26 protein-coding genes and 1 pseudogene are annotated in these 21,743 nt (G+C 63.2%); 14 read left to right on the forward strand and 13 right to left on the reverse strand.

The genetic code is table 11. The features are described from left to right. Positions 1-79 precede the first annotated feature (79 nt). Positions 80-544 (reverse strand): hypothetical protein, encoded by a 465-nt coding sequence (locus ACUJB0_RS03035; protein WP_444843932.1) that lies wholly within the window; start codon positions 542-544, stop codon positions 80-82. 206 nt (positions 545-750) lie between these two features. On the opposite strand from ACUJB0_RS03035, the gene ACUJB0_RS03040 reads away from it, so the two are divergent. The 6 genes and pseudogenes from ACUJB0_RS03040 (at position 751) to ACUJB0_RS03065 (ending at position 2,785) form a co-directional block, all read left to right on the forward strand. Further along, on the forward strand, positions 751-1,137 hold the full coding sequence (locus ACUJB0_RS03040; protein ID WP_444843933.1) for a hypothetical protein: 387 nt from the start codon (positions 751-753) through the stop codon (positions 1,135-1,137). Between the two features lies 1 nt (position 1,138). Next, the gene (locus tag ACUJB0_RS03045) at positions 1,139-1,357 is read left to right on the forward strand and encodes a DUF3079 domain-containing protein (protein WP_444843934.1); all 219 of its coding nucleotides are present in this window, start codon (positions 1,139-1,141) and stop codon (positions 1,355-1,357) included. 95 nt (positions 1,358-1,452) lie between these two features. Next, positions 1,453-1,692, forward strand: a complete 240-nt coding sequence (locus tag ACUJB0_RS03050; protein WP_161086845.1) for a ribbon-helix-helix domain-containing protein — start codon at positions 1,453-1,455, stop codon at positions 1,690-1,692. 2 nt (positions 1,693-1,694) lie between these two features. Next, positions 1,695-1,793 (forward strand): annotated as a pseudogene (locus ACUJB0_RS03055) (putative toxin-antitoxin system toxin component, PIN family); the annotation flags it as partial. Positions 1,794-2,018: 225 nt separating this feature from the next. Then, entirely contained in the window at positions 2,019-2,579 is a 561-nt protein-coding gene (locus tag ACUJB0_RS03060) for a hypothetical protein (RefSeq protein WP_444843935.1), read from the forward strand. Between the two features lie 11 nt (positions 2,580-2,590). Beyond that, positions 2,591-2,785, forward strand: coding sequence for a hypothetical protein (locus ACUJB0_RS03065; RefSeq protein ID WP_444843936.1), 195 nt, complete (start codon positions 2,591-2,593; stop codon positions 2,783-2,785). A 45-nt stretch (positions 2,786-2,830) separates the two neighbouring features. Here ACUJB0_RS03065 and ACUJB0_RS03070 read toward each other — a convergent pair whose 3' ends face one another. The 7 genes from ACUJB0_RS03070 to ACUJB0_RS03100 all read right to left on the reverse strand — a co-directional run bounded on the left by ACUJB0_RS03070 (position 2,831) and on the right by ACUJB0_RS03100 (position 9,604). Further along, a complete protein-coding gene (locus ACUJB0_RS03070; RefSeq protein ID WP_444844225.1) occupies positions 2,831-3,241 on the reverse strand; it encodes a response regulator transcription factor in 411 nt (136 codons plus the stop codon). Positions 3,242-3,533: 292 nt separating this feature from the next. Continuing rightward, complete coding sequence (locus ACUJB0_RS03075; RefSeq protein ID WP_161089179.1) at positions 3,534-4,196, reverse strand: carbonic anhydrase; 663 nt, start codon at positions 4,194-4,196, stop codon at positions 3,534-3,536. Positions 4,197-4,205: 9 nt separating this feature from the next. Then, positions 4,206-4,886 (reverse strand): Crp/Fnr family transcriptional regulator, encoded by a 681-nt coding sequence (locus tag ACUJB0_RS03080; protein WP_444843937.1) that lies wholly within the window; start codon positions 4,884-4,886, stop codon positions 4,206-4,208. An 11-nt stretch (positions 4,887-4,897) separates the two neighbouring features. Beyond that, positions 4,898-6,316: an oxygen-independent coproporphyrinogen III oxidase gene (gene hemN / locus ACUJB0_RS03085; protein WP_444843938.1), complete on the reverse strand. Its 1,419-nt coding sequence runs from the start codon at positions 6,314-6,316 to the stop codon at positions 4,898-4,900. A 13-nt stretch (positions 6,317-6,329) separates the two neighbouring features. Next, the gene (locus tag ACUJB0_RS03090) at positions 6,330-7,715 is read right to left on the reverse strand and encodes a NarK family nitrate/nitrite MFS transporter (RefSeq protein ID WP_444843939.1); all 1,386 of its coding nucleotides are present in this window, start codon (positions 7,713-7,715) and stop codon (positions 6,330-6,332) included. Between the two features lie 25 nt (positions 7,716-7,740). Then, positions 7,741-9,009: an MFS transporter gene (locus ACUJB0_RS03095; protein ID WP_444843940.1), complete on the reverse strand. Its 1,269-nt coding sequence runs from the start codon at positions 9,007-9,009 to the stop codon at positions 7,741-7,743. Between the two features lie 97 nt (positions 9,010-9,106). Then, positions 9,107-9,604, reverse strand: a complete 498-nt coding sequence (locus ACUJB0_RS03100; protein WP_444843941.1) for an RrF2 family transcriptional regulator — start codon at positions 9,602-9,604, stop codon at positions 9,107-9,109. Between the two features lie 156 nt (positions 9,605-9,760). Here ACUJB0_RS03100 and ACUJB0_RS03105 point away from each other — a divergent pair, with 156 nt between their 5' ends. From ACUJB0_RS03105 to ACUJB0_RS03130, 6 genes are all read left to right on the forward strand, one after another. Next, on the forward strand, positions 9,761-12,028 hold the full coding sequence (locus ACUJB0_RS03105; RefSeq protein WP_444843942.1) for a nitric-oxide reductase large subunit: 2,268 nt from the start codon (positions 9,761-9,763) through the stop codon (positions 12,026-12,028). Positions 12,029-12,085: 57 nt separating this feature from the next. Next, positions 12,086-12,352 carry a DUF2249 domain-containing protein gene (locus ACUJB0_RS03110; RefSeq protein ID WP_117011069.1) on the forward strand — a complete coding sequence of 89 codons (267 nt, stop codon included), beginning with the start codon at positions 12,086-12,088 and terminating at the stop codon, positions 12,350-12,352. A gap of 131 nt (positions 12,353-12,483) precedes the next feature. Continuing rightward, positions 12,484-13,908 (forward strand): copper-containing nitrite reductase, encoded by a 1,425-nt coding sequence (gene nirK, locus ACUJB0_RS03115; protein ID WP_444843943.1) that lies wholly within the window; start codon positions 12,484-12,486, stop codon positions 13,906-13,908. Then, on the forward strand, positions 13,905-14,711 hold the full coding sequence (locus ACUJB0_RS03120; protein WP_444843944.1) for a formylglycine-generating enzyme family protein: 807 nt from the start codon (positions 13,905-13,907) through the stop codon (positions 14,709-14,711). Before nirK ends, ACUJB0_RS03120 begins: the two co-directional genes overlap by 4 nt. After that, a complete protein-coding gene (locus ACUJB0_RS03125) occupies positions 14,708-15,286 on the forward strand; it encodes an SCO family protein (protein WP_444843945.1) in 579 nt (192 codons plus the stop codon). Before ACUJB0_RS03120 ends, ACUJB0_RS03125 begins: the two co-directional genes overlap by 4 nt. A gap of 73 nt (positions 15,287-15,359) precedes the next feature. Further along, positions 15,360-17,387, forward strand: coding sequence for a M13 family metallopeptidase (locus ACUJB0_RS03130; protein WP_444843946.1), 2,028 nt, complete (start codon positions 15,360-15,362; stop codon positions 17,385-17,387). Between the two features lie 23 nt (positions 17,388-17,410). Here the strand turns inward: ACUJB0_RS03130 and ACUJB0_RS03135 are convergent, their stop codons facing one another. Then, positions 17,411-18,238 (reverse strand): endonuclease/exonuclease/phosphatase family protein, encoded by an 828-nt coding sequence (locus tag ACUJB0_RS03135; protein WP_444843947.1) that lies wholly within the window; start codon positions 18,236-18,238, stop codon positions 17,411-17,413. Between the two features lie 147 nt (positions 18,239-18,385). Between ACUJB0_RS03135 and ACUJB0_RS03140 the strand changes: the two genes are divergently transcribed. Together ACUJB0_RS03140 and ACUJB0_RS03145 are read left to right on the forward strand one after the other, a co-directional pair. Continuing rightward, complete coding sequence (locus tag ACUJB0_RS03140) at positions 18,386-18,994, forward strand: PadR family transcriptional regulator (RefSeq protein WP_444843948.1); 609 nt, start codon at positions 18,386-18,388, stop codon at positions 18,992-18,994. Then, positions 18,984-19,967, forward strand: coding sequence for a TIGR01777 family oxidoreductase (locus tag ACUJB0_RS03145; protein ID WP_444843949.1), 984 nt, complete (start codon positions 18,984-18,986; stop codon positions 19,965-19,967). The genes ACUJB0_RS03140 and ACUJB0_RS03145 overlap by 11 nt, the downstream gene beginning before the upstream one ends. Here the strand turns inward: ACUJB0_RS03145 and ACUJB0_RS03150 are convergent. From ACUJB0_RS03150 to ACUJB0_RS03165, 4 genes are all read right to left on the reverse strand, one after another. After that, entirely contained in the window at positions 19,919-20,443 is a 525-nt protein-coding gene (locus ACUJB0_RS03150; RefSeq protein WP_444843950.1) for a hypothetical protein, read from the reverse strand. The two genes, ACUJB0_RS03145 and ACUJB0_RS03150, sit on opposite strands and share 49 nt — an antisense overlap. Positions 20,444-20,501: 58 nt before the next feature. Beyond that, entirely contained in the window at positions 20,502-20,735 is a 234-nt protein-coding gene (locus ACUJB0_RS03155) for a DUF6429 family protein (protein ID WP_444843951.1), read from the reverse strand. Positions 20,736-21,043: 308 nt separating this feature from the next. After that, the gene (locus ACUJB0_RS03160) at positions 21,044-21,328 is read right to left on the reverse strand and encodes a HigA family addiction module antitoxin (protein ID WP_444843952.1); all 285 of its coding nucleotides are present in this window, start codon (positions 21,326-21,328) and stop codon (positions 21,044-21,046) included. Between the two features lie 17 nt (positions 21,329-21,345). Further along, positions 21,346-21,624, reverse strand: a complete 279-nt coding sequence (locus ACUJB0_RS03165) for a type II toxin-antitoxin system RelE/ParE family toxin (RefSeq protein ID WP_444843953.1) — start codon at positions 21,622-21,624, stop codon at positions 21,346-21,348. Positions 21,625-21,743 lie beyond the last annotated feature (119 nt).

The following is a 21,743-nucleotide window of genomic DNA, read 5'->3' on the forward strand; positions in this document are numbered from 1 at the left end:
GCAACGCTTCGTGTGAATCGGCAAGAAGGTGGCTGGCGGGCGTGAGAAGGACTAGGGGGACTACGCCGAAGTGACTAGTTCATCTAACCCGGGCGCAATCGCCGCCGGCGCAGGAGGCCAGCAGCTCGTGGTAGCTGAGCAGGCGGCTGTGCTCGCTCTCGGCGGCGTTGTCGGCATAGGCCAGCAAGGATGGGGACGCACCCCGCTCACGACGGCCGTAGCGCGCGCCCGCCGCAGCGAGCCAGCGTCCATCGGCCGCGCGCACGTAGACGCCGCGCACCATGCCCGGCTGCTCCATCGCGCCCAGCTGTGCAAACATCGCATCCAGACTACAGAAACGCAGCACCAGTCCGCTGTCATAGCGGATCTGCCCTTCGATGGCGCGCCCCGCCGGAACGGCCTGGGCCGCCGTTGCATCGCATTGCGCGGCCTGTGCCTGCATGAGTGGCCCGGTGTGCGGGCCGTAATTCTTCAGCATGACGCCGGCCGCGCCGGCGGTCAGCGCCAGCGCCAGCAGATACGCCGGGCGGTCAATCAAGCTCATCATCATTGTCCTTTCAACGTGGCCGCAGTGGGGGCCACGCTGTCATTATTCGCCGCCGCCGGTGCGCGAGTCCTTAACCTGGGTCATGGAATTTTGGTGCGGAACTAAGGCAAACTGACTACCTCGACTAGTCATTCATGGCAATGGGCACCTGGACCGGCGCGGGTTATACATACAACCTGGATCACCGACCATTGAGGAATAGTATGAATATCGCCACATTTGAAGAATTGCTCGTCGCCGCCGCCATGCAGCCGGAGCCACAGCGCCTGCTGCTGGCATTCGCGGTCGCCGAGCCGGAACCGGACCTGCCGCCAGGCGCGCCGGCCCGCACGACGCTGGTGCCGGTCATGTGCGTGGACAAGCAAGTAGGCGAGCTCGACACGTTCGCCAACCTGGCCGAGGAAGCCAAGGGCATGGGCCAGCCATGGGATGTACTGCTGATCACCACGTTGTCCGGCAAGCAGGGGCGCCTGCCCGACCCGCAGCAAACCGACGCCGCGTTGAACAAGATGCTGGGAGCCATCCAGCAAGGCCAGATGGACCGCTTCCTGGCCTTCGACCGCAGCGGCGACTTGATGAGTTACGCCTGACATGGCCAAGATCTTCCCGATACATCCGGCCAAGCCCGAGCTGATCTGCTGGGGCTGCGACCGCTACTGCCCCGCAAACAACATGATCTGCGGGAACGGCTCGGACCGCACCCAGCACCCGGTTGAATTGTTCGGCGAGGATTGGAACACCTTCGGCTTGAATGCGCAGGATGCGCAGCCCGCCGATGAAGTCAAGCCTCCGGCTGCTGACGAATCATAGCCGCGCAAGGGACCGTCGCGATCCGTCGGTGGACGATCTGGAACTTGCTCTTATCCTGGCGTATAAACACTCAAACACCCCACGCTGGAAGAATCATGAGCCAAGTACGCTGGAATATCGCAGTATCACAGGACACCGATCAATCGCTTCGCATGTACCTCGCAAGCCAAGGCGGTGGTCGTAAAGGTGATCTATCCCGCTTCATCGAAGACGCAGTACGCGCTCGCATCCTGGAACTGACCGCGGCACAGGTGAAGGTGGCCAATGCCAGCGTGGGTGAGGCTGAATTGAATGCCATCGTTGATGAAGCAGTGCAATGGGCAAGTAACCATTGATGCTGGTGACTGGCGACCGTCGTGCCGGTCTGCTAAAGCGCGGGAACTTTGGCCGCACCCGCATTGTCACCCCTGGCGTATTTTGCGCCCAAGTCCTCTAACGAAACTGCTGTTGCGGCGCTGAAGCGCCTACCACCAGAGTGCCGGATAGCGCTCAGGCCGCCTTCGCGTCGCCCGCTAACAGGGCCTCGCGGCCGGAGCGAACTTATTTTTACCACAATGATGCAAAGTCAATAACCCGTTCATCGTATGTTCTCAAATTGCCGTCGAAGAGAAGATGCTCCTGCCCGCACACATCCGTGGCGGGGTAACTAGGGAGAATTAACATGGCAATTGCTTGGATACGCGAGATTCGTAATCACCACACCAACGGCAAAATCCGCATCAAGATGATCGATGACGGACGCCACCCGTCGTACAACGGCGTGACGTACGGTAAGGATGATTGGATGGTCATCCCACCTTGCCGCTCGGCCGATTCGCCGGTCGTGGCCAATCCCGAGAACATGGCGGTCCCCTGGGGCTACGGCGGCAAACAACGCCTGATCATCCAGGTGGAAGTGGACGGCGTCAAGAACACGGTGTCGGCGGAGATCCGCGGCAACAACGCCTGGGACTACGTAGTGCTCCGCGATCACGAACTAACGGAAATCGGCGAGACCGAAGTTGGTTCCCTCGGCGACGCTCCGGGTGTCAATCACTCGTGGTGGGCTCTGGTCCTGCACGCCAACGGACGGCTCGAATGGCACTTGTTCGAACGTCAGGGTCTGGCGCGCGATGACCTGCTCACGATCGTCAATGGAGCGGGCAGCTTCTTCATCGACATGTTGCCTCACGTCGCCGGCGCGGTCGACGTGGCTGCCAAACTCGTGCCGTTGCTGCTGTAACGGGGAACGCCATGAAAAATAAAGGAAGCAACGCGGGCGACATCGTAGTTGAGGCTGGTAAGGCTTACCTCGAAGAAGAAAAGCTGAAAAAACTCCGTGAAGAGAACTATAAGAAGTGCATCAGCCAGGGAGGGTCGCATGACTATTGCAAGCCTATGCTCACCCAAAATATCATACTCCCCGCGCCCCCGAAAAAAAATAAATAGCTGACGCCATCAGCAGACCGCTCGCCCCTTTCTGTCTTTTCCCGGCTAGGAGGGGGCGAGTTGGATTAACTCCCTGACTGACTTAAGCCCCAGCTTGGAAAGCAGATTCTCCCGATGCTTCGCGACAGTCGCTGGAGAGAGTCCAAGTTCCTTCGCGATGTGCTTGGCTGTATGCCCTTCTCGCAATAGCAATGCAATCTCCTTTTCGCGGGACGTGAGAACTTGAAGCAAGCGCGGAGCGCTGCACGAAGATTGTGCGCGGTGCGCGGAACTCCATCTCAACGCAAGCGCCATCGAACTGCTGACATTTGATTGCTGGCGTAACGCGGCGCTATGCTTGCGCACTGTTTCCGGACTGATGCCAAGACGTCGCGCAATGGCTTTGCTGCACAGTCCCTCGGCCAACAGCTCTAGTACTTGCTGCTGTCGCGGGCTAGGTAGATACGTTATAGGCAGCTGGCAGCATGAATGGAAATTTCATCCTCTGCATGGCGGCATCGTAGGACGCCGGCTCCTGAAAAACAGAAGCCATGCCGCCAGCAAACCAGCTTATTGTACGGCGCAAGAACAGAAAAAAGAGCGCCGCGTGACCAGTCCAAGAGGACTATTCAAGCGGCGCGAATTAGCTCGTAAAATGGCAAGCCGACGAGCCACGGCCCAGGCGTCTGCGGCGGGTATGTCAAAATCAGCGATGGTCTAAATCAGTCTACTTCGGGCCATAACAGCGGTCTACCAGAGACTCCCGCGCTCACGCAGCCATCGCGTCGCGTGCGTTCAGCGGGCAGACCAGCGGCAGGAATTGCTGGCGACGGGGCGAGTAGGCCATCAATGCGCCGCTTTGCAGGTCGAAGTACCAGCCGTGCAGCTTGAGCTTGCCCTCGTCGACGCGGCGTTGCAGCCACGGATAGGTCAGCAGATTATCCAGCGATAGCAGGATGCTGGCTTGCTCGCAAGCGTGGTGCTGCTCGGCGCTGCTGTGATGCGCCAGGTCGCGCCGCACGCGCTCGGCCACCGGCTGGGCGATGCGCATCCACTGGCCGACAAAATCGGTCTCGCGCTGCGCCGGACGTGGCGCCAGCAAAGCACGTATGCCACCGCAGCCGGCGTGGCCCAGCACGATCACCCGCTCCACCTCCAACTCGCACACGGCGAACTCGATCGCCGAACTCACACCAGCCGATGCGGTCGGCGTGCAAGGCGGCACCAGGTTGGCGATATTGCGCACCACGAAAATGTCGCCCGGATCGCTGCCGGTCAGCAGCACCGGGTCGACCCGCGAATCGCAGCAGCCGATCAGCAGCGTGCGCGGGCGCTGGCCGGCGCGCAAGGTGCCATACGGACTGTCGCTGTTGTTGAAATACTGCTGTTGAAAGCGGCCGAAACCGCTGATGAATTTTTCGATGTCTTCCATGATAGTCCCTCAGGCCGCGCAGCGGCGCAGCGCCGGCACGTCAAGCACCTGGACCTTGCGGCCCTTGAAGGTGATCATGTGTTGCGTGCTCAGGTCCGCCAGGATGCGCGAGAAATGCTCGGGCGTCAGGTTCAGGCGCGAGGCCAGCACCGCCTTGGTGGCCGGCAGCGTCAGTTGTCCGCCCTCTTCCTCCGGCAGCTCCTTGAGCAGGTAGCCCGCCACGCGCTGGGTGCCGGAACGCAGCGAGAACGACTCCATGTCGCACATCAGGCTGTGCATGCGCTGGCTCAGGCCGGCCAACATCTTGCAGGCGAATTCGGGATCGTTGTGGATCTCGCGGTAGATGGCCGGCTTGGCCACGTGCAGCAGCAGCGTGTCCTCGGTGGCCGTGGCCGAGACGATGTAGGGACTGCCCATGAACATCAACGCCTCGCCGAAGCTCTGGCCGGGGCCGATCAGCTCGATCACCTTCTCGCAGCCCGCCAGCGAAGTAAACGCCAGCTTGACCTGGCCATACACCACCTGGTGAAAGCCGATGCACGGATCGCCGCGCTGGAAGATGGTGCCGCCCCGCTCCACCCGCACCTCCGTGGTGCCAAGCGCGATGCGCGACAGCTCTTCCGGCCCCATCGAGTTAAACAGCGGCACCCGCGCCAGGAAGGTTTGCACCTTGATTTTGTTCTTTTCCATGGCAGTAGCCCTCAAATGGTTCGCGAATACTGCAGCGGCTGCGGCCCTTCGACTGGCGGCGCGTGCAGGTAGCGGTCGAACGCCATGCAGATATTGCGTATCAACAGGCGCCCGCGCATCTTCACGCGCAAGCCCTTGCTGCCGATGCACAGCAAGCCTTCGTCTTCCAGCGGCTTCAGACGCTCCAGCTCGGGCGCGAAATACTCGGCCGCGCTGACGCCTTCCGGCAGCGCCAGGCTGGCGTAGTCCAGCTCGAAATCGCACATCAGCTGGCCGATCACGGCGCGGCGCAGTATGTCATCCTCGGTCAGCACGATGCCGCGCGCGATCGGCAGCTCGCCCTTGTCCAGCCGCTCGTAGTAGGCCGACAGCACCTTCTCGTTCTGGCTGTAGCTGGCGCCGACCGCGCTGATGGCCGACACGCCCAGCGCCACCATCGGCGCGTCCGCGTGCGTGGAATAGCCCTGGAAGTTGCGCTGCAACTTGCCTTCGCGCTGGCTGCGCGCCAGGTCGTCGTCCGGCAGCGCGAAGTGGTCCATGCCGATGTAGACATAGCCCGCTTCCGTCAGCCGCTCGATGCACAGGCCCAGCATGGCCAGCTTGGTTTCGGCGTCCGGCAGGTCGTCGCTGGAAATGAGCCGCTGCGACTTGAACAGCTGCGGCATGTGCGCGTAGTTGTAGACCGCGATGCGGTCCGGCCTTGCGGCCACGATCTTGTCCAGCGTCGGCCCGAAGCTGGCCACGCTTTGCAGCGGCAGGCCGTAAATCAGGTCCACGCTGATCGAGCGGAAGCCGCAGTCGCGCGCGGCCTGCAGCACTTCCATCGTTTCCTCGTACGACTGGATGCGGTTGACCGCCTTCTGCACCGCCGGATCGAAGTCCTGGATACCCAGGCTGACCCGGTTGAAACCCTGGTGCCGCAAGGTGGCGATGCGCGCCGGCGTGACCGTGCGCGGATCGACCTCGATGGAGAACTCGCCCTCCTCGTCCGGCGCGAAATCGAAATGCCCGCGCAGATTGGCCAGCAATTCGCTCATCTGCTCATCGCTCAAATACGTCGGCGTGCCGCCGCCAAAGTGCAGCTGGTCCACGCGCCGGTGGCCGGACAACAGGCCCGCCTGCAACGCGATCTCGCGGTACAGGTAGTCCAGGTACTCGACCGCCTTCTCCTTGTCCTGCGTGATGATCTTGTTGCAGCCGCAGTAGTAGCACAGCGACGCACAGAACGGGATGTGCACGTACAGCGACATCGGCACGGCCGGATCGACGCTGGCGACGGCGGCGCGGTACTGCTCCGCGCCGAAGCCGCCGCCGAAGCGGTCGGCCGTCGGGTAGGAGGTGTAGCGCGGCCCCATCTGGTTCAACTTGCGCACCAGCGCGGCGTCGAATTCAACGGAAGGGGTCAAAGCAATCACTCTGGCGGATGGCATGGTTCTACTCCGATTAGCAAGGCATGGCCGCGTTCTTGCGGGCGTAGCACCACCAGGTGATGGCGATGCAGCTGACGTAGAAGGCGATGAAGCACCACAGTGCGGCGTCGGGACCGCCGGTCAGGGCGATCGAGGTGCCGTAGCTCTTCGGAATGAAGAAGGCGCCGTAGGCGGCCACGGCCGAAGTGAAGCCCAGCACGGCTGCGCCTTCCTTGTTGGCGTCGATGATGGCTTGCTGCTGCACGGCGGCAGGCTGGCCGGCTGCGGCGCGTTGACGTTCGGTCAGGAAGATCACAGGGATCATGCGGAAGGTCGAGGCATTGCCAACGCCGGTGCCGGCGAACAGCAGCATGAACATCCAGAAGAAGCCGGTGAAGTTGCCGCCGGTGCCGCCATGCGGCAGGAAGGTGATGACGCCATACACGGCGCCGATCATGGCCGCGAAGGTCCAGACGGTCACGCGGGCGCCGCCCAGCTTGTCGGAGATGATGCCGCCAACCACACGGGCCAGCGCGCCGACCAAGGGGCCGAGGAAGGCGTATTGCAGCGGATTGACATCAGGGAACTGGGTCTTGATCAGCAGCGGGAAGCCGGCCGAGTAGCCGATGAACGAACCGAAGGTGCCGGTGTAGAGCCAGCACATCAGCCAATTGTGCTTGCGCTTGAAGATCACGGCCTGGTCGGCGAACGAAGCCTTGGCCGAGGCCAGGTCGTTCATGCCGAACCATGCCAGCAGGCTGCTGACGGCGATGAACGGTACCCAGATGAAGCCGGCGTTCTGCAGCCACATGGTGGTGGTGTGGCCAGCCTTGGTGGCGGTCTGTGCGTCACCGCCGATGGCGCCGAACACGCTGGCGGTGATCACCAGCGGTACGACGAACTGCACCACCGACACGCCCAGGTTGCCCAGGCCGGCGTTCATACCCAGCGCGTAGCCCTTCTGCGCTTTGGGGAAGAAGAAGCTGATATTGGCCATCGACGAGGCGAAGTTGCCGCCGCCGAAGCCGCACAGCAGCGCCAGCACCAGCATGGTCGGATAGCCGGTGGTGACGTCCTGCACCGCGAAGCCGATGCCGATGGCCGGGATCAGCAGCGAGGCGGTGGAGATGGTGGTCCACTTGCGGCCGCCGAAGATCGGCACCATGAAGGAGTAGAAAATCCGCAGCGTGGCGCCGGACAGGCCGGGCAAGGCGGTCAGCCAGAACAGCTGGTTGGTGCTGTACTGGAAGCCGATGGCCGGCAGGTTGACCACCACCACGCTCCACACCATCCACACCGCGAAGGCCAGCGCCAGCGCGGGAATCGAAATCCACAGGTTGCGGTTGGCGGTGCTGCTGCCGCCGCTGCCCCAGAACGTGGGGCTCTCAGGCTCCCACGTGTTGATCATATATTTGCTCATCATTTTCTCCTTGAATAATTGGGGCTCAGGCGGTGGCCGCGCCGGCCAGCGGCTGCGGCGCCGCCGTGGGGCGGAACGAGTAATGCATCCAGACCAGCGAGACGCAGACGGTGCCGTACAGCAGCATGAAGGCGCTTGAACGCACACCGGTCAGGTCCAGCAGCGCGCCGAACATGATCGGCAGCACGAAGCCACCCAGGCCGCCGGCCAGGCCGACCACGCCGGACACGGCGCCGATGTTGTCGCTGAAATCGTCACCGATGAATTTGAAGACCGAGGCCTTGCCGATCGCCATGGCGGTGCCGACGATGAACAGCAGGCCGGTGAACATCCATGGCGACAGGGCCAGGCTCAGCTGCAGGTCGCCGTGGGTGGTCTTGACGATCATCGCGGTTGGCGGATACGACAGCAGGAAGAAGCAGATCCAGCACACCCACATCACCCACCAGGTGACCTTGTAGGCGCCGTAGCGGTCGGCGATCCAGCCACCGAGCGCGCGAAGCACGCCGCCAGGCAGCGAGAAGCAGGCGGCCAGCAGCGCGGCCAGGCGCAGGTCGAAGCCGTATTCGCCGACGTAGTATTTGGTCATCCACAGCGCCAGGCCGACGTAGCCGCCGAACACCACCGAGTAATATTGGCAATAGCGCCATACGCGGCGGTCCTTCAGCACCTTGAGCTGCTCCGAGAACGGCACAGTGGCGCCGCTCTGGTGCGACGGGTCGGTGGCCGAGAACACCCAGAACAGCAGCGCCGTGACCAGCATGGCGATGGCGTACACGGTGGGCAGCGCTTGCCAGCCCCAGGCCGCGATGATGGCCGGGGCGACGAACTTGGTCAGCGCCGAGCCGGAATTGCCGGCGCCGAAGATGCCCATCGCCAGGCCGCGCCGTTCACGCGAGAACCAGCGCGCCACGTACGGCGTGCCGACCGAGAACGAGCCGCCGGCCAGGCCGATGAACAGGCCCAGCACCAGGAACTGCCAGTAGGCGGTGGCCAGGCCGATCAGGTAGATGGCCGGCACGGTCGCCAGCATCAGCAGGAAGAACACGATGCGGCCACCGTATTTGTCGCACCAGATGCCCAGCGGGACACGCACCAGCGAGCCGCTCAGCACGGGCATGGCGGCCAGCAGGCCGAATTCGGTTTCATTCAGGCCGAGCATCTTCTTGATGGGGATGCCCAGCACGGCGAACATCATCCAGATCGCGAAGCAGATCGTGAACGATACGGTGCTGCTCACCAGCACCTGGACTGCTTTGTTATTGTTAGACACTTTCAATCTCCTGACGGACATGGGGATGGCATCAGCGTAAGCGTTGCGGCGGCGCCCGGCTATCGGCAGGACGGCCAGAACGGCAAGGCAATCAGGCTAGCGCCCTAGTCCGAAAGAACTAGGCCGGGATCAGGCCGGCCGTCGCGCCGGGCGCGGCGCCGGCTGCGGCGTCAGTGTCGGCGTCCGGCGGACAGGTCAGGTCGGCCAGCGTGACCGCGTCCAGCGCCGTCAGGTAGGCGCCCACGGCGCGGCCCAGCATGCCCTGCACGCAGCAGCGGCCCGCGTACACGCAGGTGGCGCGGCGGGCGTCGAAGCAATCGGCCATGTGGAAGTCCGGCTCGCTGGCCCGCACCACCTCGCCGATGCGGATCGCCTCCGGCGCCCGCGCCAGCGTGATGCCGCCGTGCCGCCCGCGCACGGTGCGGATCACGCCGGTCAGGCCCAGCTCATACACCACCTTGGTCAGATGATGCTTGGACATGCCGTGGCGCTCGGCGATTTCGGCGATGGTCACCAGCCGGTCGTGCTGGCCGGCCAGGTAAATCAAGGTGCGCAGGGTGTAGTCGGTGAAGGCGGTCAGGCGCATGGTCAGCTCCAGTGAAGACGGCAGCGCCATTATTCATGTATCCAAAATATTTGTTCATAACTTGGATCAAGAAAAACTGGAATCAAATATACATGTTTAAACGGCGCGCCTAGAATCGGCCCTGTCGATCCGGTCCCTGCCGGTTCGCGCACCACTCCCATCAAGCCAACAATAAGGAACCATGCCATGCACGCCACACGCAAGCTCTGGACCTGGCTCGCCGTCATCTGCGCCCTCTCCTTCGCCGTCCTCGGCTGGGTGGGTGCGGAAATCTACCTGACCGCGCCGCCCATCCCCAAACACATCATCAGCGCGGACGGCAGCATGCTGTTCGACGAAGGCCAGGTCGACCGCGGCCAGCAGGCCTGGCTCTCGGCCGGTGGCCAGCAGCTGGGCACCGTCTGGGGCCACGGCAGCTATGTCGCCCCCGACTGGTCGGCCGACTGGCTGCACCGCGAAGCCCTGGCCCTGCGCCAGATCTGGGCCAGGCGCGACTTCGGCGCCAACTTCGACGACCTGAGCAAATCCAACCAGGCGGCGCTGAACGCGCGGCTGAAGGAAGAAATGCGCCGCAACACCTATGATTCGGGCCGCGACACCATCGTGCTGTCGGCCGACCGCGCCGCCGCCGTGCGCGAAGTGGCGCGCCACTACACCGACCTGTTCGGCGACGCCCGCGCGCTGGACCATCTGCGCGAGCAATATGCGATGAACGCCAACTCGCTGCCCGATCCGGACGACCTGAAAGCCTTGCCGGCCTTCGTGTTCTGGTCGGCCTGGGCCGCCGGCACCGACCGTCCGGGCGCCACCGACCTGAGCTACACCAGCAACTGGCCGCATGAGCCGCTGATCGACAACCGCCCAAGCGCCAGCGCCGGCATCTGGTCGATCGCCAGTATCATCCTGATGATCGGCGCCATCGCCGCCATGGTCATGTTCCACTCGGCCGCCAAGGAAGAAGCCGATCCTGTCCCACCGAAGAGCGATCCGCTGTTCAACCTGAAGCCCACGCCATCGATGTTGGCGACCAAAAAATACTTCTTCGTCGTCATCGGCCTGATCCTGGCCCAGGTCGGCATGGGCGTCATCACCGCCCACTACGCGGTCGAGGGCCACAGCTTCTTCGGCTACCCGCTGGCGCAGATCCTGCCGTTCGTGGTCAGCCGCACCATCCACACCCAGTTCGCCGTGCTGTGGATCGCCACCGCCTGGCTGGCCACCGGCCTGTACATCGCACCGGCCATCTCTGGCCACGAGCCCAAGTTCCAGAAACTGGGCGTGAACGTGCTGTTCTACGCGCTGCTGTTCATCGTGGTCGGCTCGACCGCCATGGGCTGGCTCGGTTCGCTGCAACACAAGGGCAGCGCCTTCGCCTTCTGGATCGGCAACCAGGGCCTGGAATTCACCAGCATGGGCCGCATCTGGCAGATCCTGCTGTTCATCGGCCTGCTGTTCTGGGTCACGCTGCTGGGCCGCGCGCTGTGGCCTGCGCTGGTCAAGAAATCGGAAAGCCGCGGCCTGATCGTCATGGTGTTCCTGGCCGCGCTGTGCATCGGCGGCTTCTACGCCACCTCGCTGACCTGGGGCCAGCACACCCACTACTCGATGATCGAATACTGGCGCTGGTGGCTGGTGCACCTGTGGGTCGAAGGCTTCTTTGAAGTGTTCGCCACCGCCGTCATCGCACTGCTGTTCACCCGCCTGGGCCTGATCCGCGCCGCGACCGCCAACAGCGCCATCGTGCTGGAAACCATCGTGTTCCTGTTCGGCGGCATCCTGGGCACCCTGCACCACCTGTACTTCACCGGCACGCCGACCTTCGTGATCGCCATCGGCGCCATGTTCTCGGCACTGGAAGTGGTACCGCTGTCGATGATCGGCGTCGAAGCCTGGCGCAACTACCAGCGCTCGAAGGCCGCGCCATGGGTCAGCACCTACAAGTGGTCGATCCTGTGCTTCATCGCGGTCGGCTTCTGGAACACCATCGGCGCCGGCCTGCTGGGCTTCTCGATCAACACCCCGATCGCGCTGTACTACATGCAAGGCCTGAACATGACCGCGGCCCACGGCCACGCCGCGCTGTTCGGTGTGTACGGCATGCTGGGCATTGGCCTGCTGCTGTTCTGCCTGCGCGGCCTGTGCGAGCGCATGGCCTGGTCCGACTCGCTGCTCAAAGCCATGTTCTGGTGCCTGAACATCGGCCTGGCGATGATGGTGTTCATCTCGCTGGTGCCTGCCGGCCTGTACCAAGCCTGGGCCAGCGTCAGCACCGGCATGTGGTTCGCCCGTTCGCCTGAGGTGATCCACTCCAAGCTGATGGAGACCCTGGTCTGGATGCGCGTACCGGGCGACGTGGTGTTCGCCATCGGCACGCTGTTCCTGGCGCTGTTCGCCTGGCGCCTGCTGACCGCTCGCCGTGCCCGCCTGGAAGCCGTCGCCGCCGACCGCGCCTGATCGACTTTACCGCAGGGCGCCCAGGGCGCCCTGCTTTCTTATACAAGGAGTTTCACCATGTCCCACGATTGTTCCCAACCGACCATTCCCGACGGCATCTATCCCTTCGACGCCCGTGGCGTGGCCCGCCGCCTGCGCCACGCCGCGATCTTCGGCGCGCTCGATTCGCTCAACCCCGGCGAGATCATGCGCTTCTGTAACGACCACGACCCGCTGCCGCTGCTGGCCCAGATCCAGCACCGCTACGGCCCGCGCGTGCAGGCCGCCTACCTGGCGCGCGAAGCCGGCCACGTGGTGATCGATTTCCTAGTCACTACGCACTAGTCATCCCGTAGGCCCTATGTCGTATTTCCGGAATTCCATAATCTAAGTCAAAGAAATTTCCGTTTTGTTCCCATAGCATGGATTCGCACTCAGACATGGGTGCGACCCACCAACTACAAGGCGACATAAAAATGAAAACGCAATTGAAACTGGTAGCGGCCGGCCTCGCCAGCGCCGTACTCGCCATGAGCCACGTTACAGCGGCCACCCCGTCCGAAACCGCTCTGCCGACCATCACCCAAGAACTGCTCGCCCCGCCACTGCTGCCGGCGCCGATCACCCGCAAGACCCCGGCCAAGGTCGTGGTCAACCTGACCGTCGAGGAAGTCGAGCGCGAAATCGCCCCCGGCAGCCGCTACACCTTCTGGACCTTTGGCGGCACCGTGCCGGGCAAGATGATCCGTGTGCGCGAAGGCGACACCGTCGAACTCCACCTGCTCAACCTGCCCGACAACAAGCTGCCCCACAATATCGACCTGCACGCCGTGACCGGCCCGGGCGGCGGCGCAGCGCAAACCCTGATCGCCCCCGGCAACGAAGCCACCTTCACCTTCAAGGCCCTGAACCCCGGCCTGTACGTGTACCACTGCGCCACCGCGCCGGTCGGCATGCACGTGGCCAACGGCATGTACGGCATGATCCTGGTCGAACCCAAGGAAGGCATGGCCCCGGTCGACCGCGAATACTATGTGATGCAGGGCGACTTCTACACCAGCGGCACCTACCGCGCTCCCGGCCTGCAAGGCTTCGACATGCAAAAGGCCATTGACGAGAAACCAACCTACGTGGTCTTCAACGGCGCCGACGGCGCGCTGACCGGCGCCAACGCGCTGACCGCCAAGGCCAACGAAAAAGTGCGGATGTACTTCGGCGTGGGCGGCCCCAACATCACCTCCAGCTTCCACGTGATCGGCGCCATCTTCGACCGCGTCTACACCGAGGGCGGCAACCACTACCAGGAAAACGTGCAGACCACCATGGTGCCTGCCGGCGGCTCGACCATCGTCGAGTTCACGCCGCGCGTGCCGGGCAACCTGACCCTGGTCGACCACTCGCTGACGCGCGCCTTCAACAAGGGCGCCATCGGCCTGATGGCGGTGAGCGGCCCGGACCGGCCTGAGATCTACAGCAAGGGCATCAAGAAGCCGCTGGCCGGCGCGGTCGCCGCAGCCCCTGCGGCCGCCAAGCCAGCCGCCAAGCCCGCCCCAGTGGTGGCCGACCGCGCCCAGCAACTGCGCGGCAAGGCCGTCTACGACAGCAACTGCTCGGCCTGCCACCAGCCCGACGGCAAGGGCGTGGCAGGCGTGTTCCCGCCGCTGGCCAATTCCGACTTCTTCCAGCAACGTCCGTATGAAATGGCGCACATCGTGCTCAACGGACGCAATGGCGAGATCGTCGTCAATGGCGAGCACTACAACGGCGTGATGCCGCCGCAGGACCTCAGCGACGACGACATCGCCGCCGTGATCAACTACGTCGGTGTCGAGCTGAACAAGGGTACGCCCGCGGTCACGCCGGCCCAGGTGCGCGACATGCGCAAATCGCGCCAGCCATGAACGGGCGCGCCGCGATCCGCAGTGCCCTGCTGACGCTGGCCATGCTGGCCGGCGACGGCATGGCCGGGGATGCCGACTACCGCGCCATCGCCGGCGGCACGCTGCGCAGCGTGCTGCCGGCCGACGGCGTGGCGTCGCCCGCGATCGTGGCGCCCTATCTGCTGCGCACCCGGCTGGTGACGAACGCGGAATTCTCCGCCTTCGTGCAACACACGCCGGAATGGCAGCGCGGGCAGGTGCCTGCGCTGCTGGCCGCGCCCAGCTATTTATCAGGCTGGAGCGGCGCCACCGATTTCAAGCCGCTGGCCGCCGACGCGCCGGTGGTGCACGTGGGCTGGTTCGCCGCGCAGGCCTATTGCGCCTCCGAAGGCGGCCGCCTGCCGCGCTGGTACGAATGGGAGTTCGCGGCCGCCGCCGACGACCATCGCGCCGACGCCCGCGACGACCCGGCCTGGCTGGCCCACATCCTCGGCTGGTACGCCGACGCCGGCAAGCAGCCGCCGCACAGCGTGGCGACCGGCCAAGCCAACTACTACGGCATCCACGACCTGCATGGGCTGGTGTGGGAATGGGTCGAGGACTACAGCGGCCTGTTCGTCAATGCCGACAGCCGCGCCAGCGGCGACCAGAAACTGCTCGACTACTGCGGCGGCGCCGCCCTGTCGCTGGCCGACCGCCGCAATTACGCCGTCCTGATGCGTCTGGCCCTGCTGTCCGCGATGGACGCGCGGCAGGACGGCGCCAACCTGGGCTTCCGCTGCGTGCGCGAGCCCGCCCCTCACGAACAAGGATCACGACCATGAACTACCTCGCTTCCCTGCGCCGCGCCGCCTTGGCCGCCGCGCTGCTGCTTCCCATGTACGCCTGGTCGGCCGCCGCGCTGCCCGGCAATTCCGTCTACCGCCTCGACGCCACGCTGACCGACGCCGCCGGCCAGCACTTCGCCCTGCACGACATGGCCGGCACGCCGGTGCTGATCACCATGTTCTACGGCGACTGCCACGCGGCCTGCCCGGTCATTATCGAAACGCTCAAGCGCACCGTGGCCGCGCTGGGGCCGGACGGCAAGCGCGTGCGCGTGCTGATGATCAGCCTGGACCCGAAACACGACACCCCGGCCGCGCTCAGCAGCCTGCTGATGATGCACCAGCTCGACCCGGCGCAGTTCCGCCTGGTGGCGGCCGGCAGCGACAGCCAGACCCGCGCGCTGGCGGCCACGCTCAACATCAAGTACCGCGTGCTGGAAAGCGGCGAGATCAACCACACCACCCGCATCGCGCTGCTCGACGCCAACGGCGCCGTGCAGGCCGACACGACCCGGCTCGACGCCGATCCCGATCCCGCCTTCGTCAAGCAGGTGGCCGCGCTGATCAAGTAAAGTTGGTTACTAACGGGGGCTGATCGGCGGGTATAATCCCGCCCACCGACCAACCCACGTCAAAGGAACCTTCGTGAAACGTACGCTAGTCAGCGCCGCCTGCTGCGCCCTGTTCGCCTTTTCCACCCCGTTGCTGCATGCCCAACAGGCGTCCGGCATCGACCTGAAATCCCTGGACACGACTATCCGTCCCCAGGATGACTTCTACGGCTACGTCAACGGAGTCTGGACCCGCAACACCGACATCCCGGCCGACAAATCGACCTGGGGCACCTACATCGAACTGCGCGAAACCGCGCAAGGCCAGCTGCGCACGCTGATGGACGCGGCCGTCAAGCACCCCGGCAAGGCGGGCAGCGACACGCACAAGATCGCCGACCTGTACACCAGTTTCATGAACGACAAGGCGCGCGACGCCGCCGGCTTCAAGCCCCTGCGGTCCGACCTGGCCCACGTGGCCGCGCTCAAGGACAAGAAAGACCTGCCGGCGCTGTTCGCCTACCTGCAGCGCAACGGCATCCCGACGCCGTTCTCGACCCACGTCGCGCCGGACGCGCAGGATCCCGAGCACTACACGATTAACATCAGCCAGTCCGGCCTGGGCCTGCCCGACCGCGACTACTACCTCAAGGACGACGACGCCAAGCTCAAGGGCGTGCGCGCCAAGTACCAGGCGCACATCGAAACCATGCTGGCCATGAGCGGCGACAAGGAAGCCGCCGCCCACGCGGTCCAGATCCTCGACGTCGAGACCCGCCTGGCCGCCGCGCAATGGACCCGCGTGCAGATGCGCGATCCGGTCAAATCCTACAACCGCGTGGCGTTCGACCAGTTCGCCGCGCTGGCGCCGGCCTTCGACTGGCAAGCCTACTTCACCGCCGCCGGCCTGGCGCCGAAGGAATCGTCGGCCGTGGTGCGCCAGCCGAGCTTCCTGACCGGCTTCGCCGACGCCGTCGCCAGCGTGCCGCTGGAATCGTGGAAGAGCTACTTCAACTGGCGCATCATCGAGAGCTACGCCTCCTACCTGGACAGCGCCACCGTCAAGGAACGCTTTGCCTTCGAAGGCACGGTGCTGCGCGGCGTGCCGCAAAGCGAACCGCAATGGCAACTGGCGCTGCGCTTCACCGACGGCGCGCTGGGCGACGCGGTCGGCAAGCTGTACGTGCAGAGGTACCTGCCGCCCGAGACCAAGCCGCGCGTGATGGCCATGTTCAACAACTTCGTGGCCTCGTTCAAGGATGGCATCGACAAGCTGGACTGGATGGGCCCTGAAACCAAGAAGGAAGCCCAGCTCAAGCTGGCAGCCCTGAAGCCGAACATCGCCTATCCGGAAAAATGGCGCGACTACAGCGCCATGAAGACCCAGCCGAACGACCTGATCGCCAACGTCCGCTCGGCGCGCGCGTGGAGCCGTGCGCGCAACCTGGAAAAACTGGGCAAGACGGTGGACCGTGAAGAATGGTCGATGACGCCCCAAACCGTCAACGCCAGCTACAACCCGTCGCTGAACGCGATCACGATCCCGGCCGCGATTTTGCAGCCGCCGTTCTTCAACGTGAAGGCCGAGGACGCGGTCAACTACGGCCTGCTGGGCATCACCTTCGGCCACGAGATCAGCCACGCCTTCGACGACTCTGGCAGCCAGTACGACGCCAAGGGCCGCCTGCGCAACTGGTGGACCGTGGAAGACCGCACCGCCTTCAAGGCGCGCGCGGCCGGCCTGGTCAAGCAATACGGCGCCTACAGCCCGGTGCCTGGCTACTTCATCAACGGCGAACTGACCCTGGGCGAGAACATCGGCGATAACTCGGGGCTGTCGATCACGTACAAGGCGTACCAGCGTTCGCTGGGCGGCAAGCCATCGCCGGTGCTGGACGGCCTGACCGGCGAGCAGCGCCTGTACATCGGCTTCGCCATGAAATGGCGCGCCAAGCTGCGTCCCGAGGCGGCGATCGCGCAGATCAAGAGCGATCCGCATTCGCCTGGCGAGTTCCGCGCCAAGGGCACGGTGATGAACCAGCCCGGCTTCTACGAAGCGTTCGGCATCAAGCCGGGCGATCCGATGTACCTGCCGCCGGAACAGCGCGTCATCATGTGGTGATCGATGGCGCGTTGCGCCTGCCGCTAGCGCAGGCGCAGGCGCGTCACGACCGGAAAGTGGTCGGATGGGTAGCGCGCGTCGACCGAGTCGGTCAGGACGGCGTAGCGCAGCACCTGCCATTGCGGGCTGAGGAAGATGTAGTCGATGCGCTCGCGGGCCGGCTTGGTGACGTCGAAGTCATTGAACGTCGCCACAGGTCCATAGGGCGGCGTCTGGCTGATGGCCCTGGCATCGCGCAGCGCGGCGCCGATGGTGGCGTAGGCTTCGCTGTCCGGGGTGCTGTTGAAGTCGCCCATCACGATCAGCGGCAAGGCGCCCGCCAACGCACGGCCGCGCTGCAGCAGCAACTGCGCCGACTCGCGGCGCGCCACCACACCTTCATGGTCGAAATGCGCGTTCAGCACGACGAACACCTGGCCGGTCGGCTTGTCGCGCAGGCGCGCCCAGGTCGCAATGCGCTTGCAGCAGCGCGCGTCCCAGCCCATCGACGGCTGCTCGGGCGTGGCGCTGAGCCAGAAGTCGCCATGGTCTTCCAGCGCGAAGCGCGCGCTCCGGTAGAAGATGGCCGAGTGTTCGCCGGCGTCCCGGCCATCATCGCGGCCGGCGCCGACGCGCGCAAAGTCGCCCAACGCATCCAGATCCTTCAATTGATTGCCCAGGCCCTCCTGCGTGCCCCAGAGGTCGAACTCGTGATAGCGCACCAGCGCGCGCACCGCATCCCGTCGGGCGGGCCAGACGTTCTTGCCATCGTTGGGATTGTCGAAGCGGAGATTATAGGTGGCCACATTCAGGTCGAGCTGAGCAAAGGCCATCGGAGCAATCAAGAGCAGCAGCAAGGCAAAGCGACGCATGGGACTCCCTTCGAAAGTGAAGCTGCATTCTAGCACTAGGGACAAAGCGCAAATAATCTAGTTTACTTGGAGTAGTTTTTATGGAATAGTACCGTTCAACTAAACAGAACGGAGAGCTTTGTGGCGCGTCGAAGAACAGGAAACCTGATGTGGCTGGCCATCCTGGCCTTGCTCGATGAGCGGCCCATGCATCCTTACGAAATGTCCGTTCTGATGAAGCAGCGCCGGATCACAGCGAGCGTCAAGCTGAACGCCGGAAGCCTCTATGCCAATGTCAACGCCTTGCTTGCCGAGGGGTTCATTGCCGTCAAGGCGACCGAACAGGACGGCAAGATGCCGGAGCGTACGATTTACCAGATTACCCCGGAGGGCTCGGAATACTGCTTCGTGCTCTTGCGTGAGATTTTGCAGGACGTGGAAAAGGAATTTCCGCGTTTCGGCGCCGGCCTGTCTTTTATTGCGCACATTGCACCCGATGAAGCCGCCAGTCTTTTGAAGGCACGCATGGACCAACTGCAGCGCCGCGTGGAGGAAGAGCGTGCCGTGATCTCGTCCGCGCGCGCCGCCGGGGTCAGCGAACTCTTTGTCCTGGAAACCGGCTTCAGCGCGCATATGGCGGAGGCCGAGCTCGCCTGGGTTACGTCGATTCACGCACGGATCGTGGGCGGCGAGTTCTCTGTTCGCCGGAAGGGACAAGGACATTGGGCCGCGCTGGCCAGCGTGTCCAAGCCGAAAGGAACGGGCAATGCACGATAAACGGGTCATTGTGACCGGCGCCACGGGGCTTGTCGGCAAAGCGCTCTGCGAGGCATTGAACGCGCGGGGCTACAGCGTCGTTATCTTTAGCCGGAATTCGCAGATGGCCCGGAAGAAGGTGCCCGGCGCGTCCGAATATTACGACTGGACGCCCGGTGTTTCAGGTCCATGGGAGCATGCGCTGGACGGCGCGGCCGCTGTCATCACCCTGCATGGCGAGCCTCTTTTTAATGGGCGTCTCAGCCAGGCCCGCTATGAGAGAGCCATGCAAACGCGAATCGTGGGCGTCCGCGAGTTGGTCTCGGCGATGCTGAAAGCGAAGACGCCTCCCAAGAGCTTCCTGGTAGGCTCGTCGGTCGGCATCTACGGCTTTGAAGGCCCCGATGACGAAATCGTTTCGGAACGCACGCCGGAAGGCGCCGATTATCATGCTACCAGTAACGCTGTGTGGGAACATGCCGCTGACCGCGCCGCATGGACTGGTATCCGCACCGTCTATCTGCGCACGGGCATCGTCTGGGGGAAAGATGGTGGCATGGCAGCCAACCAATTCATCCAGTTCAAGCGAGGCTGGGGGAATGTTATTGGCGAGGGATTAAATTGGCTGCCGTGGATCCACAGCGACGACGAAGTGGGTGCCATCCTTTATTTGCTTGAGAACGAGCACCTGACTGGCGCGTTCAATCTCTCGGCACCCAATCCCGTCCAGTATCGCGACTACGCAGGCATCTTGGGTGAAATAGCCGGAAAGCCGGTCAAACGGAAAATGCCGGAATGGATTGTCAGGCTGAGCATGGGACGGGCGGCTGACATGCTTCTACGTAATCGCAAAATGGTACCGGCAAGACTTATCGAGGCCGGCTATGAGTTCAAGCATCCTGACGCGGGGCCGGCACTACGTGATCTGTTTCCGGCGAATCCGGCTCAGTTAGCATCCCATAGTCCGGCGTCATGCATCAACCGCATCGAGTAATTGAGCTGAAGGGTTTGATTGCTGCCGCATTGTATTTCGGTCTGCTTTCCAGACGGTGCGGGCGCCGCCACGTGTATCGACGAACCTCCTCGAAGCGCATCGAACAGCGTGTAGCCGTAGCCATTGTTTGTGAACTCGACCGACGCGTCGCCGCTTCCGTAGGAGTTGTAGACAAATATGCCCAGCGGCGGCTTTTTCTCAGCCGGGTATGTCAGCACGACTTTGCCACGGTCGGAAGCCCGGTACTGCATGTAGCCGGTCGTGCGAGTCACCTCATGCGACGAACATAGCGAATAGACTCGCTTGCCTGTCTCGCAGGTCCACAACGTGATCTCGTCCTTGCCACAGCGCGGGCTTTGCTGATATTCGTCCTTGTACTGCGCCCAAGTGGCGGTTGTGATCGATGATACCGGCGCGTGATCTTGTGCAAGCGCCGGCACCGATATAACAGCAAGCAAAGCAAAAATTTTCTTCATCGTTTTGAATCTAAACAGTCGAAATCCGCCGCAGGGCTAAACGCGCTTTGGCTCTCACCTACTTTACGTCGCTACCAAAAAGGGCATCAAGCAACCGATTCGATTCGACCATACCTTGATCGGTCAATCTAACCGACTTCGCATTCCCGACCGGATTTGAAATCAGGCCCTTTGCATGAAGGCGATTCATCGCCTCCCAATCAAACGTCTTCCAGACGCGGTCTTCGTCGTGAAGGCCCAGTTGCAGGAGCGCCAGTACTGCATCGTCAATTTTATTCGGGTCGATTGTCATAGTGATCTCCACAAATTAGTTGATTAGCCTTTGGCGGACGTACCGTTTGCAAGCACTTCGCTGGCCCGTCCCAGTGCGCTGTTCGGTCCAGCCACCATTCGCCAAGGCGGTTCAGTGGTACAGCCGAGGCCCAAATGTCCGAAAGCCCGGATGGCGCGTTCGCTGGAAGCGAGCACGCCTGCATGGATATATACGGCGCTGCCTGGCGCCGCCAACGCTTCAAGCAATGCCTCCGGCCTTTTGACGTGCGGAGCCGCGCACCAAGGCCCTAGCTCATGTTTCTCCAATAGTTCCGATGACAACATTTGCTATGGCACGGTGGCCGCGATGCGCTCTATCTTGGGCCTCTTGAGCTTGCCTGCCTGATGCAAATCATATTGCAGCTGCATGCCCGCCCACAGCTCAGGGCTTGTGCCGAAGGCCGCGCCGAGCCGATAAGCCATGTCAGGAGAAATACCCGCAGCCCCGTTCACGATACGCTGCAATGTGACGCGCCCCACTCCTAAGCGCGCTGCGACGTCCGTAATCGTCAGATCGCCCAGATACTCCCTGAGCACCTCCCCTGGGTGGGGAGGGTTATGCATTTTGATCATGTGAACCTCCCATATTTTCAATGGTAATCGCGGTAGTCAACCAAGATCGCATTGGTTCCACTAAACGAAAAAATCATACGCCAATTTCCATTAACGGTAATCGACCAATGCCCTTCCAGATCGCCTTTCAACGGATGGAGCCGCCACGAAGGCGCCGACAAATCTTCCGGCCGCGTGGCACGATCAAGCGCAGCCAACTGCAACCGTAGCTTCGCGGCATGTGCAGCTTGAATTCCCGCTTTGCTGCCCGTTTCGAAGAAACGTTGCAGTCCTTTATGGCGAAAACTCTTTATCATGATACACCTGTATCGTGTAGCGACTCAAGATACTTTACCTCAAAACACGGAAGCAAAGACAATCCATATCAAGGAATTTAAAAATCCCGCTGACTTTGATTGACGACACCATATCTAGT

Origin of the sequence: Duganella caerulea (genome assembly GCF_040362985.1) — a bacterium.
Lineage (GTDB): Bacteria > Pseudomonadota > Gammaproteobacteria > Burkholderiales > Burkholderiaceae_D > Rugamonas > Rugamonas vulcania.